Here is a 17030-nt window from a genome sequence, read left to right on the forward strand (position 1 = left end):
CTGACGCGCAGCCCATCAGGTCACCGACCTGGACTGGCGATCAGTCGCGGTATGGGGTCCTGAATTGATACATCCAACGGATCTCCTGCATGTTCACGGGAAAATGGGTAGCGCAGTTGTTAGCGCTTGTCAAAGTCCGGGTTTCCGGACGTTCAGGTTGCTGGGGGCCAGCCCCCACGCGCCAGGGCGCGTTCCCCCGGGATATTTTTGGAAAGATGAAAGAGAGCGGGTAGCGGGGGCCCATTTTGGCGGGCCTGTCAGAGCGGTTTGACCAGCCGGTGCAGAACCTGGGGCGACGGCCCGGCGCCAGACAGGCCACTGCGCCCGGTGTCGGTAAACCCTTCGCGCCTCCAGAAGGCGCCGCCGCGCGGGTTGCGTTCGGCCACCGCAAGCAAGAGCCGGGTCGCCCCCTGGGCGCGGGCAAGCCCTTCGACATGGGACAGGAACCGCGCACCGTGCCCGCCCCCACGCGCCCAGGGGCCCAGCAGCATCAGGCCCATATAGGCGTCGCCCGGGTCGGGAAAGCCGAACGAGAGATCCGCGAGGCCGGACAGGCGACCCTCCAGAAACAGGCCCAGGTGATGCGAGGTGGCAGGGTCGCAGCCCGGCGGGATGTCGGTAAAGAACGCATGCGCCTTCTCCGGGCCGGGGTCCACACCGTCGAGCATACGCCAATAGTCCGGCGCCTCGGCGTAGAAATCGGTCACAGTTTGAAGGTCACGGGTGGGCTCAAGCGGGCGGATCAACATGGGCGCAGCATGGCGCGGCGCTGGCCAAAGGGCAACAAGGCCCGGCGGGGTGGGTTGCCACGCGGGCCGCCCCGGGCGGGCGCCGTCCAGGGTGGGAGCCGGGCCGTTTATCCGGCTTGCGATGTTCCCAGCAGGTCGAGCATCTGTTCGGCGGCGTGGGAGGGCGACATTTGCCCACCTGCCACATCCTGGCCCAGGCTGCTCAGCGCCGCGCGGGCGGCGGGCTTGTCGAGGGCAGCGAGCAGGCGCAGGCGCACCTCTTCCTCGAACCAGTGGCGGGCCTGGTCCGCGCGGCGCCTGTCCCAATGACCGTTCTCGCGGCGCCAGTCGCTCAGCGCCTGCATCTCGCCCCAGGCTTTCTCCAACCCGTCTTCGGTCACCGCCGAGACGGTCAGGGCCTTTGGAAACCCTTCCGGGTCTTGGGGACGTTTGCGCAGCAGGCGCAGGGCGCCCGCATAATCGGCGCAGGTGCGCGTCGCCGTGTCCTTCAGCGCGCCATCGGCCTTGTTCACCAGGATCAGGTCGGCGATCTCCATGATGCCGCGTTTGACGCCCTGCAGCTCGTCACCACCGGCAGGCGCAATCAGCAACAGGAACAGGTCGGACATTTCCGCCACCACGGTTTCCGACTGGCCCACGCCGACGGTCTCGATCAGCACCACGTCGAAGCCGGCCGCCTCGCACAGCGCCACCGCCTCCCGCGTGCGCCGCGCGACGCCACCCATCTGCGCCTGCGAGGGCGAGGGGCGGATGAAGGCATTCCTTTCACGCGACAGGCTTTCCATCCGGGTCTTGTCGCCCAGGATCGAGCCGCCGGAGCGTGCCGAGGAGGGATCGACCGCCAGCACCGCGACGCGCAGGCCTTGCGCGATGAGGTGCATGCCGAAGGCCTCGATGAAGGTGGATTTGCCCACGCCGGGCGTGCCGGAGAGGCCGATGCGCAGGGCCTGGCGGCCAGCGGGTTTCAGCGCCTCCAGAAGCTCGCCTGCCTGGGCGCGGTGATCGCTCCGGCCGCTTTCCACCAGGGTAATGGCCCGGGCCAGCGCGCGCCGCTCGCCGTTCTGAATGCGCCCTGCCAGGTCCTGGATGTCCATGCCGCCCTCCTCGTTCGTTCGCGCTGTTTTGCCCGGGCTGCGGGCATAGCGTCAAGCGCTTGTCATCGGGGAATGGCAGGGAAATGGCCTATCCTGTGGGTGGGGGACCGGGAAGATGCGATTCGTTTTGGTTTTTGTCCTGCTGGCCACGCCTGCGTTCGCCGACAGTCATCGTTACGCGGTGTCGATGTTCGGGGTGCGGGTCGGGCAGATGCAGCTGGAGACACGCGAAGGGACGCGCGACTATGCGCTGGCGGCGCGGTTTCGCACCACCGGGGTGGCGGGCCTGCTGGCGCGGGTGCGGTTCGACATGCAGGCCACAGGTCGGGTGAACGGGCCCTGGCTGTCGCCGCGCAGCTATCACGAGGAGATGGACACCGGGCGGCGGGTCTCTTCCGCCGATTTGAGTTTCGCGGCGGGGGACGGGCGGCTCGATCTGATGAGCGCCTTCTGGCTGGGGCTGCGCGACCGCCCGGTCGCCCTGGGCTGCGCGCTGGAGGCACGGACCTTCGATGGCACCCGCGAGCTGCGGGTCACCCTGCGCCCGGCGGGCGAAAGCGCCACGACGGTGACCTGCGTGGGCGAGGTGCGGCGCGGGGCGGGCTATACGGCCGAGGAACTGGCCCAGCGGCGTGCCTTCCCGGTCGAGGCGACCTATCGGCGGGTCGGTGATCTGCTGCGGTTTCACCAACTCAAGGTACACACGCTGCATGGCAAAGCGATCTTGCGTCCGCTTTGATCCTGCGCCCATAAGAGGCCATGAAGACCGGCCTGCCCATTGATGACGCCCTGCCCCCCTTGTTGGACGCCCTGCGCGCGGACGGTCGCGCGGTGCTGATGGCGCCGCCGGGGGCGGGCAAGACCACGGTGGTGCCTCTGGCCCTGCTGGACGCGGGGCTGTGCGCCGGGCGCATCCTGATGTTGGAGCCGCGCCGCCTGGCCGCGCGGGCGGCTGCCGAGCGCATGTCGGAGAGCCTGGGCGAGGCTGCCGGGCAAACTGTCGGCTACCGCATTCGTGGCGAGGCCAAAGTGTCGAAGGCGACCCGGATCGAGGTGGTGACCGAGGGTATCCTGACCCGCATGTTGCAGTCGGACCCGTCGCTCGATGGCGTCGGCGCGGTGATCTTCGACGAGTTTCACGAACGCTCCCTGAATGCTGACCTGGGGCTGGCCCTGACCTGGGAGGCGGTGCAGGCCCTGCGCGAGGACCTGCTGCTGGTGGTCATGTCCGCAACGCTCGACGCCCAGCCAGTCGCGCGGTTGCTGGAGGACGCGCCGGTGGTCAGTTCCGAAGGCCGGGCCTATCGGGTTAGCACGCGCTGGCTGGAGCGACCTGTCGACAAGAAAGTGCGGTTTGAAGGGGCTGTGGCCGGGTTGGTGGAACAGGCCGCCCGCGAAACCGAGGGCGGTGTGCTGGTGTTTCTACCCGGCGAAGGCGAAATCCGGCGGGTGGCTGCCGCGCTGCGCCTGCCTGCTGACTGCCAGATCCGGCCGCTATACGGCGCTATGCCCTTCAAGGATCAGCGCGCGGCGATTGCGCCCGCTCAGACGGGCCGCAAGGTGGTGTTGGCAACGGCGATTGCCGAAACCTCGCTGACCATTCAGGACATTCGCGTGGTGGTGGACGCGGGCCGCGCGCGGCGGGCACGGTTCGATGCGGGGTCCGGCATGTCGCGGCTGGTGACGGAACGGGTGTCGAAGGCCGAGGCGGAACAGCGCCGGGGCCGCGCGGGGCGGGTGGCCGAGGGCACCTGTTATCGGCTCTGGACCAAGGGCGAAGAGGGCGGCTTGCCGCCCTTCCCGCCCGCCGAGATCGAAGCGGCCGACCTGACGGGCCTGGCGCTGGAACTGGCGCTCTGGGGATCGGCGGACGGTTCGGACCTGGCCTTTCTGACCCCACCAAATGCGGGTGTCTTGGGCGAGGCGCAGGCGTTGCTGACCCAGTTGGGGGCGTTGAAGGGTGGCAAGATCACCGAGCATGGCCGCCAGCTCGCCCGCCTGCCGCTGCATCCGCGTTTGGGGCATATGGTGACCGTGGCGGGCAAGGGGGCTGCGGGGCTGGCGGCCCTGCTGGCGGAGCGCGATCCCCTGCCCTTTTCGGCCCCGGTGGACCTGTCGCTGCGGCTGGAGGCCTTGAACGACCCGCGCAGGTTTGCCGATCGCCGCCCGTGGCAAGCCAACCGCGGCGTGATCGAACGGACGCGGGCGGAGGCCAAGCGGCTGGCGCGCATGGTAACGGGCGAGACCTCCCTCAGCCCAGCGCAAATGGCCGCGCTTGCCTATCCCGACCGGGTGGGCCTGCGCCGTCCGGGGGATGACCCGCGCTATGTGTTGTCCGGCGGCAAGGGGGCCGTTTTGGACCCGGAGGATACGCTGGCCGCGACCCGGCTGATCGTGGTGACAGACACGGACGGCAACCCGCGCGAGGCAAAGGTGCGCCAGGCGGTGGCGATCACGGAAGCCGAGTTGCGCGAGGTGCATGGCGATCAGATCCGCTGGGAGGATCGCTGCCATTGGTCGAAACGCGAGCGTCGGGTGATTGCGCGCCGCCAGGAGGTCTTTGGCGCGCTGGTTCTGGACGACCGCATCTGGAAGGACGCGCCAGGGGAGGCGGTGGCCCGCGCCATGCTCGACGGCGTGCGCGATCTGGGGCTGCGGCCGTCCGATGCCGCGACACGCTTCCTGGCCCGGGTGGCGCTGGTCGACGGGATGCCGGACATGTCCGAGGCCGCGTTGATGGACACCCTGGACGACTGGCTGCTGCCGCATCTGGGCAAGGTCAAAAGCGCCGAGGACTGGAAACGCTTCGACATCCTGAATGCCCTGCGCGCGATGCTGGACTGGGGACAGATGAGCCGGTTGGACGCCGAGGCGCCTGCACATTTCGTGACCCCGATGGACCGCAAGGTGCCGATTGATTACGCGGGCGAACATCCCTCGATCGAGGTGCGCCTGCAGGAGATGTTCGGCGTGGCCACCCATCCCAAGGTCGGCCACACCCCCCTGCGCATCACCCTGCTGAACCCCGGGCAGAAACCGGTGCAGACAACCATGGACCTGCCCGGGTTCTGGGCCAGTTCCTATGCCGATGTGCGCAAGGACATGCGCGGGCGTTATCCGAAACATCCCTGGCCCGAAGACCCGCTGGAGGCGGACCCGACGCTCCGGGCGAAGCCGCGGAAGCGGTGAGGCGCGGCCGCGACGCGCCCGATGGGCGTGCCTTCGTAAACACACCGTGACCTCACCGCACACGTGTGCACCTTGATTCGCCGCAGCATTTGCCATAAGTAACCCGTTCAATAAGAAAAGTTCAGTACAGGCGGTTCACATGTCCACTCTGTTCGAAAAGGCCTGGTCCGAGGTCATTCGGCCCATGTTCAAACGTCCCGACCGGGTTCAGGTCGCGGCGCTGTGCTGGCGTGGCGAAGGGGCGGAGAAGGAAGTGCTGTTGGTCACCTCGCGCGGGACCGGGCGCTGGATCCTGCCCAAGGGCTGGCCGATCGACGGGTTGGAAGCCCCCGAAGCGGCAATGCAGGAAGCCTGGGAAGAGGCCGGCGTCGAAAAGGGCAAGCTGGACGAGGAACCGCTGGGCGAGTTCCGCTATGACAAGGAGCTGGACACCGGTGGCGTGGCCCCTGTCTCGGCCACGGTCTATCCGATCAAGGTCAAGCGGCTGGCCGATCAGTTCCCCGAATCCGACCAGCGCCGCCGCAAATGGGTGCCCGCCCGCAAGGCCGCCGAAATGGTCCGCGAGCGCGAGCTGCAGCAGCTTCTGCGCGCCTTCTGAGCGAACTTCCCCCCGATCAGTTGGATTAATGTCGCAGCCCATGCTGCGCCTGCACTGAATCGTTGCCAAACAGGCCGCGACAGGCTAGCGGTGCGCCCCGAATGTAACGGTTTTGCGTCGGTTTTGTAACAGATGCGGCCAAGCGAGGGATGAGGGGCCATGAGCGAGGGCAACAGTTCGAACGGCGGCGGCAACCAGTGGCGCACGCTGGACAAGGATCTGAACCGGATCAGCCAGTTTGAATACGCGACGCAATATGTCTCGCGCCCGCTGGTGGGCATGGGGGTCGCGCTGGCCTTCATCGTGATCGCGGCCTTGGCCGCAGGCGTGTTCTTCGGCCAGACCCCGACGTCTTTTGTGGTGGTCATGGCCGCCGCCTTCGGTGCCTATATGGCGATCAACATCGGCGCCAATGACGTGGCCAACAACATGGGCCCGGCGGTGGGCGCGAATGCGCTGACCATGGGCGGCGCCATCGTCATCGCGGCCCTGTTCGAGAGCATGGGCGCGCTGCTGGCAGGGGGCGACGTGGTCTCGACCATCTCGAAGGGGATCATCGACCCGGCCGGCATGGCGCAGGGGCGCATCTTCATCTGGGCGATGATGGCGGCGCTGATCAGCTCGGCCCTGTGGGTGAACCTGGCGACCTGGGTCGGCGCGCCGGTGTCCACCACCCATTCGGTCGTGGGTGGCGTGATGGGCGCGGGTATCGCGGCGGCCGGTTTTGCCGCGGTGAACTGGCCGACGATGGGAAAGATCGCCGCCAGCTGGGTGATCTCGCCGGTGCTGGGCGGCATCATCGCCGCCGCCTTCCTGGCCTTCATCAAGGCGCGCATCGTCTATCAAGAGGACAAGATCGCCGCCGCCAAACGCTGGGTGCCGGTGCTGATCGGCATCATGGCCGCCGCCTTCGGCGCCTACCTGTCGATCAAGGGTCTGAAGCGCATCGTCAAGATCGACCTGGGCACCGCGCTGATGATCGGCGCCGCCGTGGGCGCGATCGCCTATGTGGTCACCGCGCCGCTCATCGCCAAACAGGCCGAGGGGTTGGAGAACCGCACCAAGTCGCTGAAGGCCCTGTTCGGCCTGCCGCTGATCTTTTCGGCGGCGCTCCTCTCCTTTGCCCATGGCGCCAATGACGTGGCCAACGCGGTCGGGCCCCTGGCGGCCATCGTACATGCCGAACAGTTCGGCGATTTCGCCGCCAAGGTGTCGATCCCGACCTGGGTCATGGTGATCGGCGCCTTCGGCATTTCCTTCGGCCTGGTGCTGTTCGGCCCGAAACTCATTCGCATGGTCGGCAGCCAGATCACCAAGCTGAACCCGATGCGCGCCTATTGCGTAGCGCTGTCGGCGGCCATCACGGTGATCGTGGCATCGTGGCTGGGCCTGCCGGTCAGCTCGACCCATATCGCCGTGGGCGGGGTATTCGGCGTCGGTTTCTACCGCGAATGGCATATGGAGAAACGCCTGCGCGCCTCCGCCGCCAAACGCCCGGCGGAAAAACGCATCGCGCCCGAGGAACGCCGCCGTCGCAAACTGGTGCGCCGCTCGCATTTCATGACCATCGTCGCGGCCTGGGTCATCACCGTGCCCGCCGCCGCGATCATGTCGGCGATGATCTTCTACGTGCTGAACGCGATCGTGGGGTAAGCGCCCCACCACCTGCGAACGCTAAGGGGGCCATGCGGCCCCCTTTTTCTTTGCCGCTCCCCCCATCAAGAGGCAACGATGTCGGGGCGAGGCCTCGCATCGCTTGGCCTTTTCATCTTTCCAAAAGTATCCTCGCCGAAGGCAATAAAATCGCTGAACCCTCGAAGAGCCGCAGCCGCAGCGGTGGTACGCCGGTGCCCGGCGTGTCGCTTCGCTCCGATTATGTGCCTCCGGCGGGGATATTTTAAGAAAGATGAAAGGAATGGCCCATTAACCTTAACGTGCGGTACAGGCGGGGACGCCGATGACCGTGAAAGGTGAAAGGCTCAGAAGGATCTCTTCTGACCGCCCCGTCCCGAAAGGGGCGGGGTCTTCTATTCTGCGCTGAAAGCGTGGCGCGTAATCGCTTGCGGCCGCGTGGCAGCCTATGGTCTTAGGTCACCCGTATCCCAGGCGAGCGCAGCGAGCCTGCCGCGACCCGGGCACAAGCGGCGAAGCCGCGCAGGGGCCGGGGCGCAACCCGGAGGGGTTTACACCCCCAGGCACCAGCGCATCACCGCCTTCTGCGCGTGCAGGCGGTTTTCGGCCTCGTCGAAGATCACCGACCGGGGGCCATCCATGACCGAATTGGTGACTTCCTCTTCGCGGTGTGCGGGCAGGCAGTGCATGAACAGCGCGTCGGGTTTGGCGGCGGCCATCAGGTGGTCGTTGACCTGATAGGGGCGCAGCAGGTTGTGGCGGCGTTCGCGGGCCGATTGGGCATCATGCATCGAGATCCAGGTGTCGGTGACCACCAGGTCCGCGCCCTCGACCGCCTTCAGCGGGTCGCGTTCAATCTCGATCCTGGCACCCTTGGCGCGGGCGTCATTCACGAACTCGGCTTCCGGATCCAGCGGCGCGGGGCCGGTAAAGGTCACATCAAAGCCGAACTGCCCGGCGGCGTGGATGAAGGACGCGCAGACATTGTTGCCGTCGCCGGTCCAGACCACCTTCTTGCCAGCAATAGGCCCGCGGTGTTCCTCGTAAGTCTGGATGTCGGCCATGATCTGGCAGGGATGCGAGCGGTTGGTCAGCCCGTTGATCACCGGCACGGTGGCATTTTCGGCAAGCTCCAGCAGGGCGGCTTCCTCAAACGTGCGGATCATGATCATATCGACATAACGCGACAGCACGCGGGCGGTGTCGGCGATCGACTCGCCATGGCCCAGCTGCATCTCGGCGCCGGACAGCACCATGGTCTGGCCGCCCATCTGGCGCACCCCCATGTCGAAGCTGACCCGCGTCCGGGTCGAGGGTTTTTCGAAAATCAGCGCGACCATCTGGCCAGCCAGCGGCTGGTCGTCATCCGGGGTGCCCTTGGGGCGGCCCATGCGCGCGTCCTTCATGGCGCGGGCCTGGGCGATGATGCCCTTCAGCTCGGCGGGGTCGGTTTTGTGAATGTCCAGAAAGTGGTTCATAGCTTTGCCTCCACGGCTTTGGCGGCTTCGTCGAGGCGCGTGACGGCCTCGGAAATCTCATCATCGGTAATGGTGAGGGGCGGCAGCAGGCGCACGACATTGTCGCCACCGGGCACGGTCAGCACATGGGCGTCATAGCCCGCAGTGACCACGTCCACGTTGGTCGCCTTGCATTTGAGGCCCAGCATGAGGCCCTGGCCGCGCACCTCTTCGAACACCTCCGGGTGGGCGGCGATCAGCCCTTCGAGTTTCTGGCGCAGGAGGCCCGACTTGCGGTTCACCTCGGCCAGGAAAGCCTCGTCTGCGACGATCTCCATCACCTTATTGCCGACGGCGCAGGCCAGCGGGTTGCCGCCGTATGTCGTCCCGTGCGTGCCCGCGACCATGCCGCTGGCCGCATCCTCGGTCGCCAGCACCGCGCCCAGGGGGAAGCCGCCGCCGATGCCCTTGGCGACCATCATGATGTCGGGCGTGGCACCGGAATATTCATGGGCGAACAGGCGACCGGTGCGGCCCATGCCGCATTGCACCTCGTCATAGATCAGCAGGGGGCCGGTGTCGTCACACAGGGCGCGGATGGCGCGCAGGGTCTCGTCGGGTACCGGAATGATACCGCCCTCGCCCTGCACGGGTTCGAGGATGATCGCGGCGGTCTGGTCGGTGACGGCTTGCGCCAGCGCCTCCATGTCGCCCAGCTGAAGGTGCTTGAACCCGGGCAGCAGCGGGCCGAAGCCGGTCACCAGCTTGGCGCCACCGGCGGCGGCGATGCCTGCGGAGGACCGGCCATGGAAGCTGTCATGAAAGCCGATGATCTCGACCCGTTCGGGGTTGCCCTTGTCGTGCCAATACTTGCGCGCCATCTTCACGGAGAGCTCGCAGGCCTCGGTGCCCGAGTTGGTGAAGAAGACGGTGTCGGCAAAGGTCGCCTCGACCAGCCGGTCGGCCAGCGCCTGCTGGCCGGGGATCTGGTAGAGGTTCGAGACATGCCAGAGCTTGCCGGCCTGTTCGGTCAGGGCCGCCACCAGGGCGGGGTTCGCGTGGCCCAGCGCGTTCACGGCAATGCCCGCACCCAGATCCAGGTATCGGTCGCCACCGCGTTCGATCAGCCAGCTGCCTTCGCCTTGTTCGAAAGCCAGGTTTGCACGGTTGTAGGTCGGCAGAAGCGACGGCATCATGGGAAACTCCACGTAGAAAGAAGCCTTTGGGTGCCGGATCGGCAGGCTCGTGTCAACATTTTCGGGGTGGGTGTGCCGCTTTGGCACAAGATCAAACGGAAACGGACGTCAGGCGCGGGTGCGTCGGCGTCGGTCGGCAGTGATATGCAGGCGTTTGATCATGGGGGCCTCATAGGGCGCGCGGGGCTGGCTGTCCAGACTTTTCAATCGCGCGCGGGGGCGTTAGCGGTAGCGGATGGAAACGCGCAACACCTCCGTTCAGGTCCCGGGACAGAACCCCGCCGCCTCGGCCGCCTTCATGCTGACCGCAACCCTGCTGATCGCGGGCACGACCCTGATGGCGAAGCTGCTGGGCGGGGACAGCCTGGGCGATCCATTGCATCCCTTGCAGATCAGCCACGGGCGGTTCCTGTTCGCCTTTCTGGCCATTGGCAGCGTGGCGGCGGTGACGCGGCTCAGGATCGCGCAGCCCGACCTGCGCAGCCATGCCGCGCGGTCCATCGCCGGGTGGAGCGGCGTGACCCTGATGTTTGCCGCCGTCAGCTTCATCCCGATGGCGGATGCCACGGCGATCTCCTTCCTGAACCCGGTCTTTGCCATGGTGCTGGCGATCCCCCTGCTGGGCGAACGTGTGGGGCCCTGGCGCTGGGGCGCTGCCGGGCTGGCGGTGCTGGGCGCGGTGGTGCTGATCCGCCCGGGCGCGGGCACGTTCCAACCTGGCGCCTTGCTGGCGCTGGCCTCGGCGCTGGTGCTGGGGGTCGAGATCATCCTGATCAAGCGCCTCTCCGGGCGCGAAAGGCCGCTGCAAATCCTGCTGATCAACAATGCGATCGGACTGACGGTTGCGACGGTGGCGGTGAGTTTCGTGTTTCGCTGGCCCAGCCCGGAACAATGGGCCGCGCTGGCCGCACTTGGCCTGATGATGGCAGGAGCGCAGAGCCTGTTCATCCAGTCGATGAAACGGGCCGATGCCTCGTTTGCCGTGCCCTTCAGCTACGCCACGCTGGTCTTTGCCGGTCTTTACGATTTCGCCGTCTTCGGCGTCATTCCTGTGCCCACCAGCCTGATGGGTGCGGCGATCATCGTCGCCGCTGCACTGGTGCTGGTCTGGCGCGAAACCCGCAATGCTTAAAGCGCAAAGCAAAGAGGTTGTATCCGCCGCCGGGATGATTAGGATAGGCGCCTGTTGAATGACCGGGCCGTATGCGCCCATGTTGAATGACCGGGCCATCTGGACCGGATGCCGAGGGAAACCATATGTCCTGGACCGATGAGCGCGTCGAAATTCTGAAGAAGATGTGGGGCGAGGGCCAGTCGGCCTCCGTCATCGCGAAAGAGCTGGGCGGCGTGACCCGCAATGCGGTGATCGGCAAGGTGCACCGCCTGGGCCTGTCCAACCGTTCGGGTGGTGGGGCCAGCAAGGCGCCCGCAAAGGACAAGCCGGAGGCCGCGAAAGCCGCGCCCAAGCCCAAGGCCGCGCCGAAGAAACCGGCCGCACCGAAGAAAGCACCGGAGCCCGCGCCCGCCGCCGAGGCCAGCCCGGAACCGGCCGCCAAACCGGCCGCGCCCGCACGCAAGGCGATCATCCCCGCTGGCCAGCCGCTGCCGCCGCAGCCCTCGGCCAACGAGATCAGCCCCGAGGCCCTGGCCAAGGTCAACGAGATCGAGAAGGGCGCGAAGAAGCTGACCCTGATGCAGCTGACCGAACGCACCTGCAAATGGCCGATCGGCGACCCGGCGACCGACGATTTCTGGTTCTGCGGGTTGCCCGTGCAACAGGGCAAACCCTATTGCGAGGCCCATGTCGGCGTCGCCTTCCAACCCATGAGCTCGCGCCGCGACCGCAAGCGGTAAGGCCAGCCCGAGAGACAACGAGGAGCCCGCCCCATTTGGAGGCGGGTTTTTTGTTAGCGCAGGCGGAACCGCGTGCGCAGGCCGAGGCCGAGGAAGAAGAGAAAGGTGTAGCCGAACACCGTCTGTGCCGAGGCCAGCCCGGCGATCAGCTGATCCGCGCTTTGCAGGAACTCGCCGAAATAGAGCCGTTGAAACCCGAAGAACCGGAACGTGTTGGAGAAACACAGCCCCAAGGCGCGGAACGCATCATCGGCGCCGAGCGGTCCCTCCTGCAGCGCGGCCAGGTAGATGCCGAAGGGCAGCCCGAAGGTCAGCATCAACCAGCGCAGCGGCAACTCGATGGAATGGCCATAGCCGGACACGGCGCCAAACAACCGATACGGCAACCGCTGCCACCACGGCCCGATCTGTCCGGCAAACCCCATCTCGCGCCGGAAGAAGAAATGCTCCTCCTCCGGCAACCCCTGCTTGCCCAGCGCATGGCGGATCACGGCGCAGGAGGCCCGGGCCTGTTCGGGGTCGTCTTGTGGGCCGGAGGGCCAGAGGTCATCGCGAGCGGAGAAGGTGGTCTTGTCGTGAAGAACCGCACCGGAGAAATCGGGGTAGTGGCTGGAGAAATGGGCGTTGCGGAAGGTGGTGGGTTTCTCGAATTGGCTTTCAGAGAAAAGCACTTCACAAGCCTCGAACTCCCCAAATGTTGCCTCCCCGAAGTAGGCAAAACCGCTAAACGATGCGCCATAAAAGGCTGCCAGGTGTTCGAACGATGAATAGTCGAAGTCGACCGATCCGCAAAAAGTGGTCCTTAGAAACGTTGCTCCATTGAGAAATGTTGATCCGTAGAACGATGCTTCTCGCGAAAAGGTAGAATCTTTGAATGAGACCTCACCAGAAAGCTTTGCTCGAAAGAATGTACTATCTCCAAGAAATGAGGCCTTAGTAAAAAAGGCCCAATGCAAAGCCATTAAATCACGAAATAACGCAGAAGCTTTGAAGCGAGTGCGTCTGAAGGAGACGCCACCATGAAATTCTGTGGCATTGAATTTGGCCGTGCGATCAAAGCAAGCAAGGTGGAAGTTTGCTGCCTTAGCGAATCTAGAGTCTTCGAATGAAACTTCATGTGTGAACACGAACTTGTCAAGAACCACAGCTTCCGAGAACTCCGTATTGGAAAGGTCAACCGCGCTTTCGACTTTGGGAATGGCGGGAAGGTCAAACCCCTTTGAAGCCAAGGCCTTTTTCCTCTTCTCATATATCTGGCCAACGTTGAGAAAGCCCCCCGTTGCAGGCCATAATTCGCCGACCTTGATGCCTACCGCCCCTGCCGCTTCTTGCCTTTGCTCGTCATTCAACACCTGCCCCGCCCAAGCATTCCACGCCCTGCGGTTCTTTTCATGCAGGCCCCAATCAATCTCGTCCCCCTCCTGCTCCCCGTAAAGCGTCATCAGCACATACCAGGGGTTCTCATTCGCCGGGGTCAGCTTGCGGGCGGGGTCGTCCATCGAAATCACTCCTTCAATGCGCCCACCCTACGCCGGGCGGGGCTGCATTCAACCCTTCCCTGCCTGGCCCGGACCCTCTATACCCCCCGGCCATGAGTACGAACCCGCCGAACCTCCGCCCAGACCTCGCGCCGCCCGCGCGGATCCAGGACACCGCGCGCCCGGGACAGCCGAAGATCGGCATGGTCTCGCTGGGTTGCCCCAAGGCCCTGGTGGACAGCGAGCGCATCCTGACCCGGCTGCGCGCAGAGGGCTATGCGATCAGCCCGGATTACTCCGGCGCGGATGCGGTGGTGGTGAACACCTGCGGCTTCCTGGACAGCGCCAAGGCGGAGAGCCTAGAGGCCATTGGCGAAGCTCTGGTCGAGAACGGGCGCGTCATCGTCACCGGATGTCTGGGCGCGGAAGAGGATTACATTCGCGGCACGCACCCCAGCGTGCTGGCCGTCACCGGCCCGCATCAATATGAACAGGTTCTGGACGCGATCCATGACGCGGTGCCGCCGGACCCCGACCCGTTCGTGGACCTGCTGCCGTCGACCGGCGTCAAGCTGACCCCGCGCCATTACAGCTACCTGAAGATCTCGGAAGGCTGCAATCACGCCTGCAAGTTCTGCATCATCCCGGACATGCGCGGCAAGCTGGCCTCGCGGCCCGCGCACGCGGTGATGCGGGAGGCGGAGAAGCTGGTGGAGGCCGGGGTGCAGGAGCTGCTGGTCATTTCGCAGGATACCTCGGCCTACGGCGTCGATATCCGGCACGCGGAGGATCGTGGCCATCGCGCGCATATCACCGATCTGGCGCGGGATCTGGGCTCACTGGGGGCCTGGGTGCGCATGCACTACGTCTACCCCTACCCTCATGTGCGCCAGCTGATCCCGCTGATGGCGGAGGGGCTGATCCTGCCCTATCTGGATATCCCGTTCCAACATGCCGACCCCGGGGTGCTGAAACGCATGGCGCGGCCGGCGGCGGCGGCCAAGACGCTGGACGAAATTGCCGCCTGGCGGCGCGACTGCCCGGATATCACCCTGCGCTCCACCTTCATCGTCGGCTACCCGGGCGAGACCGAGGCGGAGTTTCAGGTGCTGCTCGACTGGATGGACGAGGCGCAGCTGGATCGCGTCGGCTGCTTCCAATACGAAAACGTCGACGGCGCGCGGTCAAACGCCCTGCCCGACCACGTGCCCGCCGAGGTCAAACAGGAGCGCTGGGAGCGGTTCATGGAGAAGGCCCAGGCGATTTCCGAGGCCAAGCTGGCGGCGAAGGTTGGCCAGGTGATGGACGTGATCGTGGATGACATCGACGCGGACGGGATTGCGACCTGCCGGACCAAAGCAGATGCGCCGGAAATCGACGGGAACCTGTTCATCGACGAGGGGACGGAGGGGCTATCCGTGGGTGAGATCGTTCGCGTTGAAGTGGATGAGGCGGGGGAGTATGATTTGTGGGGGCGGTTGGGTTAGAAAACCCAACCATTAGAAGACATCAAAGGGTGGGGTTCTGGCTGGTGCCCCTTCCAGTGCAATAGGCACCCTCTTATCCCGTTTCTCTCAAACTCCTCCGCATATTTATTGCTCGCATCGAAACCAAACTCTTCACCAAAGGCGACTCCAACCAATGAGCCCAAAATACTAACAAACACATAGTCTTCATCTCGGTTAGAGAGCATCACCCTATATTCGTTCTCCGTTTGCCAATCTCTATGTTTGAGAAAATACAGCTCTCGCCAATACCTCACGGTGTGCTGCCGAACAAAGGTCGAAACCCCAAGCCTTTCCGCCAAGTCGAGATCAATCGAGTAAGGGTCGGCGCCTTTTCGAAGAATGCTGCTCGGAATGTCAGCGTAATTAACGTCACCATAGAAGAACTGTCGATTTTGCTCTCTCGCAAGGTCTCCAAGGCTCGCGACTAGCCTTCGCCGATCAAAAACAAGGCAAACACCCTTGTGCCCTTCTCCGTACTGCGCCCACATTCGAGGTTTGCAGTACCCGCGGTGAAAGTTGGCTTGGGCATCATCTAACCCCTGATCAGCCCCACCTAAGTGGTCCAGTCTGAATGTTAGTGCATGATTGGCCTGGGTTCCATCGGGACGATGGTTTCCGGGGCCGGTGGGCGGTAGCCCAAGGCACTATGTGGCCGTTTGGTGTTGTAGTGCTTCCTCCATTGTTCAATCAGGATTTGCGCCTCCCGTAAGCTGTAGAAGACTTCACCATTGAGCAGCTCGTCGCGGAACCGGGCATTGAAGCTTTCACAGTATCCATTCTCCCATGGTGATCCCGGTTCAATGTAAGCGGTCTTGGCTCCGACGGCTGCAATCCAGTCCCGGACAGACTGTGCGATAAACTCAGGGCCGTTATCGGAGCGAATGAAAGCAGGGACACCACGCAGGATGAACAGGTCCGTCAGCGCGTCGATGACCTCGGTCGAGTTCAACTTCCGCTGCACACGGATCGCCAGACATTCCCGACTATATTCATCCAAGATGTTGAGGGTGCGAAACACCTTTCCATCATCCGTTCGATGATGAACGAAGTCATAGCTCCAGACATGATTGCGATACTTCGGTCGCAGCCGGACGCAAGAACCGTCATTCAGCCAGAGCCGCCCTTTTTTGGGTTGCTTCATCGGTACTTTGAGCCCCTCGCGTCGCCACAGACGTTCGACACGCTTGTCGTTCACCAGCCAGCCTGCATCTCTCAGCAAAGCGGCGATCCGGCGATAACCATAGCGACCATACTGGCGCGTCAGCGCGATCATGTCGGCCACCAGGCGATCTTCGTCAGCACGCCCAACAGGCATCCGTCTTTGTGTGGATCGATGCTGTCCCAAGACACGACAAGCGCGACGCTCTGAGATGTGAAACTGGCTTCGCACATGCTCAACGCAGGCGCGGCGACGCGAAGGGCTCAGTAGTTTCCCCGTGCGGCCTCCGATAGGATCAGCTTGTCCAGCGTCAGGTCGGACACGGCCCGGCGCAAGCGATCATTCTCTTTCTGGAGCCGTTTGAGTTCTTTCAGTTGGTCGGTTCCCATACCGCCATATTGCTTACGCCAGCGGTAAAACGTCTGCTCGGTTATCTGCACCTGGCGGATCGCATCAACTCGCGGCATCCCTTGGCCGCATAGCACCTCAACCTGCCGCAACTTCGTGACAATCTCTTCCGGTTTGTGGCGTTTAATTCCCATCTTTGATCCTCCGTTTCCTAACTATAGGGGCGGACCACTTCAGTGGGGGAGGATCACCGGTTTGTGGCGTTTAATTCCCATCTTTGATCCTCCGTTTCCTAACTATAGGGGCGGACCACTTCAGTGGGGGAGGATCAAGGCACCAAGAGGTCTTGGCACATTGAGCGAGGTCAGCTTTGAGCTGGTGCAGCTCTTCGTTGCGCTCATCATCAAATGAAAAGGAAAACGGAAAGTCCTTAGTCTCTCTGGGGTCATTCATCCTCCGAAAAGTTGAAAATCGGAGGGTCCGTGTGTCGAAGATTTTCTGGAAGGAAGAGGCAGTCGTGTAGTGGTAAACAAATTTGTCGACAGTGCGAAGATGGTACCAAATATCATCATTGGCCTTTGTACCAGACTTGCCGCTATGGACGAACGCCGCCACTTGCACACCAGAAGTCAAAATACTCTTCATCAAACTAGGCTCCTAATTCCCCAAATAACTCACACGGCTATTCTACCACTTAATGGCGAACGGTCATTTGTATTCAAAGCTACAAAGGAAACCAGTTGTGCCTTGATGAGTAGGTCGTTTGAC

General features: G+C 64.0%; 14 protein-coding genes. 7 read left to right on the forward strand and 7 right to left on the reverse strand.

Annotation, left to right across the window (positions count from 1 at the left end):
- Window positions 1–257 precede the first annotated feature (257 nt).
- Together ACO07D_RS04820 and meaB are read right to left on the reverse strand one after the other, a co-directional pair.
- On the reverse strand, window positions 258–749 hold the full coding sequence (locus tag ACO07D_RS04820; RefSeq protein ID WP_421701823.1) for a GNAT family N-acetyltransferase: 492 nt from the start codon (window positions 747–749) through the stop codon (window positions 258–260).
- A 107-nt stretch (window positions 750–856) separates the two neighbouring features.
- Window positions 857–1843, reverse strand: coding sequence for a methylmalonyl Co-A mutase-associated GTPase MeaB (gene meaB, locus ACO07D_RS04825; protein WP_421701824.1), 987 nt, complete (start codon window positions 1841–1843; stop codon window positions 857–859).
- A gap of 115 nt (window positions 1844–1958) precedes the next feature.
- On the opposite strand from meaB, the gene ACO07D_RS04830 reads away from it, so the two are divergent.
- The 4 genes from ACO07D_RS04830 to ACO07D_RS04845 all read left to right on the forward strand — a co-directional run bounded on the left by ACO07D_RS04830 (window position 1959) and on the right by ACO07D_RS04845 (window position 7283).
- The gene (locus ACO07D_RS04830) at window positions 1959–2582 is read left to right on the forward strand and encodes a DUF3108 domain-containing protein (protein ID WP_421701825.1); all 624 of its coding nucleotides are present in this window, start codon (window positions 1959–1961) and stop codon (window positions 2580–2582) included.
- Between the two features lie 20 nt (window positions 2583–2602).
- Complete coding sequence (hrpB, locus tag ACO07D_RS04835) at window positions 2603–5032, forward strand: ATP-dependent helicase HrpB (RefSeq protein ID WP_421701826.1); 2430 nt, start codon at window positions 2603–2605, stop codon at window positions 5030–5032.
- A gap of 139 nt (window positions 5033–5171) precedes the next feature.
- Window positions 5172–5630, forward strand: a complete 459-nt coding sequence (locus tag ACO07D_RS04840) for an NUDIX hydrolase (RefSeq protein WP_421701827.1) — start codon at window positions 5172–5174, stop codon at window positions 5628–5630.
- A 159-nt stretch (window positions 5631–5789) separates the two neighbouring features.
- Window positions 5790–7283, forward strand: a complete 1494-nt coding sequence (locus ACO07D_RS04845; RefSeq protein ID WP_421701828.1) for an inorganic phosphate transporter — start codon at window positions 5790–5792, stop codon at window positions 7281–7283.
- Between the two features lie 530 nt (window positions 7284–7813).
- Here the strand turns inward: ACO07D_RS04845 and argF are convergent.
- Window positions 7814–8740, reverse strand: a complete 927-nt coding sequence (gene argF, locus ACO07D_RS04850; protein ID WP_421701829.1) for an ornithine carbamoyltransferase — start codon at window positions 8738–8740, stop codon at window positions 7814–7816.
- The gene (locus ACO07D_RS04855) at window positions 8737–9915 is read right to left on the reverse strand and encodes an aspartate aminotransferase family protein (RefSeq protein ID WP_421701830.1); all 1179 of its coding nucleotides are present in this window, start codon (window positions 9913–9915) and stop codon (window positions 8737–8739) included. The genes argF and ACO07D_RS04855 overlap by 4 nt, the downstream gene beginning before the upstream one ends.
- 235 nt (window positions 9916–10150) lie before the next feature.
- Between ACO07D_RS04855 and ACO07D_RS04860 the strand changes: the two genes are divergently transcribed.
- Together ACO07D_RS04860 and ACO07D_RS04865 are read left to right on the forward strand one after the other, a co-directional pair.
- The gene (locus ACO07D_RS04860) at window positions 10151–11047 is read left to right on the forward strand and encodes a DMT family transporter (RefSeq protein WP_421701831.1); all 897 of its coding nucleotides are present in this window, start codon (window positions 10151–10153) and stop codon (window positions 11045–11047) included.
- Window positions 11048–11172: 125 nt separating this feature from the next.
- Window positions 11173–11769: a GcrA family cell cycle regulator gene (locus ACO07D_RS04865; RefSeq protein ID WP_421704988.1), complete on the forward strand. Its 597-nt coding sequence runs from the start codon at window positions 11173–11175 to the stop codon at window positions 11767–11769.
- Window positions 11770–11822: 53 nt separating this feature from the next.
- Here ACO07D_RS04865 and ACO07D_RS04870 read toward each other — a convergent pair whose 3' ends face one another.
- Window positions 11823–13268, reverse strand: a complete 1446-nt coding sequence (locus ACO07D_RS04870) for a pentapeptide repeat-containing protein (protein WP_421701833.1) — start codon at window positions 13266–13268, stop codon at window positions 11823–11825.
- 92 nt (window positions 13269–13360) lie between these two features.
- Between ACO07D_RS04870 and rimO the strand changes: the two genes are divergently transcribed.
- The gene (gene rimO, locus ACO07D_RS04875) at window positions 13361–14734 is read left to right on the forward strand and encodes a 30S ribosomal protein S12 methylthiotransferase RimO (RefSeq protein ID WP_421701834.1); all 1374 of its coding nucleotides are present in this window, start codon (window positions 13361–13363) and stop codon (window positions 14732–14734) included.
- On the opposite strand, the gene ACO07D_RS04880 is transcribed toward rimO, so the two are convergent.
- Window positions 14731–15243 (reverse strand): DUF2971 domain-containing protein, encoded by a 513-nt coding sequence (locus ACO07D_RS04880; protein WP_421701835.1) that lies wholly within the window; start codon window positions 15241–15243, stop codon window positions 14731–14733. The genes rimO and ACO07D_RS04880 overlap by 4 nt on opposite strands.
- 86 nt (window positions 15244–15329) lie before the next feature.
- A protein-coding gene (locus tag ACO07D_RS04885; protein ID WP_421701028.1) for an IS3 family transposase occupies window positions 15330–16456 on the reverse strand; the annotation gives its coding sequence in 2 pieces (ribosomal slippage) (window positions 15330–16192 and window positions 16192–16456; 1128 coding nt in all).
- Between the last annotated feature and the right edge of the window lie 574 nt (window positions 16457–17030).

Origin of the sequence: Aliiroseovarius sp. (assembly GCF_965228805.1) — a bacterium.
Classification (GTDB): domain Bacteria; phylum Pseudomonadota; class Alphaproteobacteria; order Rhodobacterales; family Rhodobacteraceae; genus JASBTN01.

What these genes read in the sequence shown, in the direction of transcription:
- argF (WP_421701829.1), bottom strand. Translation starts at nt 8,740, where the DNA reads ATGAACCACTTTCTGGACATTCACAAAACCGACCCCGCCGAGCTGAAG.
- ACO07D_RS04820 (WP_421701823.1), bottom strand. Translation starts at nt 749, where the DNA reads ATGTTGATCCGCCCGCTTGAGCCCACCCGTGACCTTCAAACTGTGACC.
- hrpB (WP_421701826.1), top strand. Translation starts at nt 2,603, where the DNA reads ATGAAGACCGGCCTGCCCATTGATGACGCCCTGCCCCCCTTGTTGGAC.
- rimO (WP_421701834.1), top strand. Translation starts at nt 13,361, where the DNA reads ATGAGTACGAACCCGCCGAACCTCCGCCCAGACCTCGCGCCGCCCGCG.
- ACO07D_RS04840 (WP_421701827.1), top strand. Translation starts at nt 5,172, where the DNA reads ATGTCCACTCTGTTCGAAAAGGCCTGGTCCGAGGTCATTCGGCCCATG.
- ACO07D_RS04880 (WP_421701835.1), bottom strand. Translation starts at nt 15,243, where the DNA reads ATGTGGGCGCAGTACGGAGAAGGGCACAAGGGTGTTTGCCTTGTTTTT.
- ACO07D_RS04870 (WP_421701833.1), bottom strand. Translation starts at nt 13,268, where the DNA reads ATGGACGACCCCGCCCGCAAGCTGACCCCGGCGAATGAGAACCCCTGG.
- ACO07D_RS04830 (WP_421701825.1), top strand. Translation starts at nt 1,959, where the DNA reads ATGCGATTCGTTTTGGTTTTTGTCCTGCTGGCCACGCCTGCGTTCGCC.
- meaB (WP_421701824.1), bottom strand. Translation starts at nt 1,843, where the DNA reads ATGGACATCCAGGACCTGGCAGGGCGCATTCAGAACGGCGAGCGGCGC.
- ACO07D_RS04855 (WP_421701830.1), bottom strand. Translation starts at nt 9,915, where the DNA reads ATGATGCCGTCGCTTCTGCCGACCTACAACCGTGCAAACCTGGCTTTC.
- ACO07D_RS04845 (WP_421701828.1), top strand. Translation starts at nt 5,790, where the DNA reads ATGAGCGAGGGCAACAGTTCGAACGGCGGCGGCAACCAGTGGCGCACG.
- ACO07D_RS04865 (WP_421704988.1), top strand. Translation starts at nt 11,173, where the DNA reads ATGTCCTGGACCGATGAGCGCGTCGAAATTCTGAAGAAGATGTGGGGC.
- ACO07D_RS04860 (WP_421701831.1), top strand. Translation starts at nt 10,151, where the DNA reads ATGGAAACGCGCAACACCTCCGTTCAGGTCCCGGGACAGAACCCCGCC.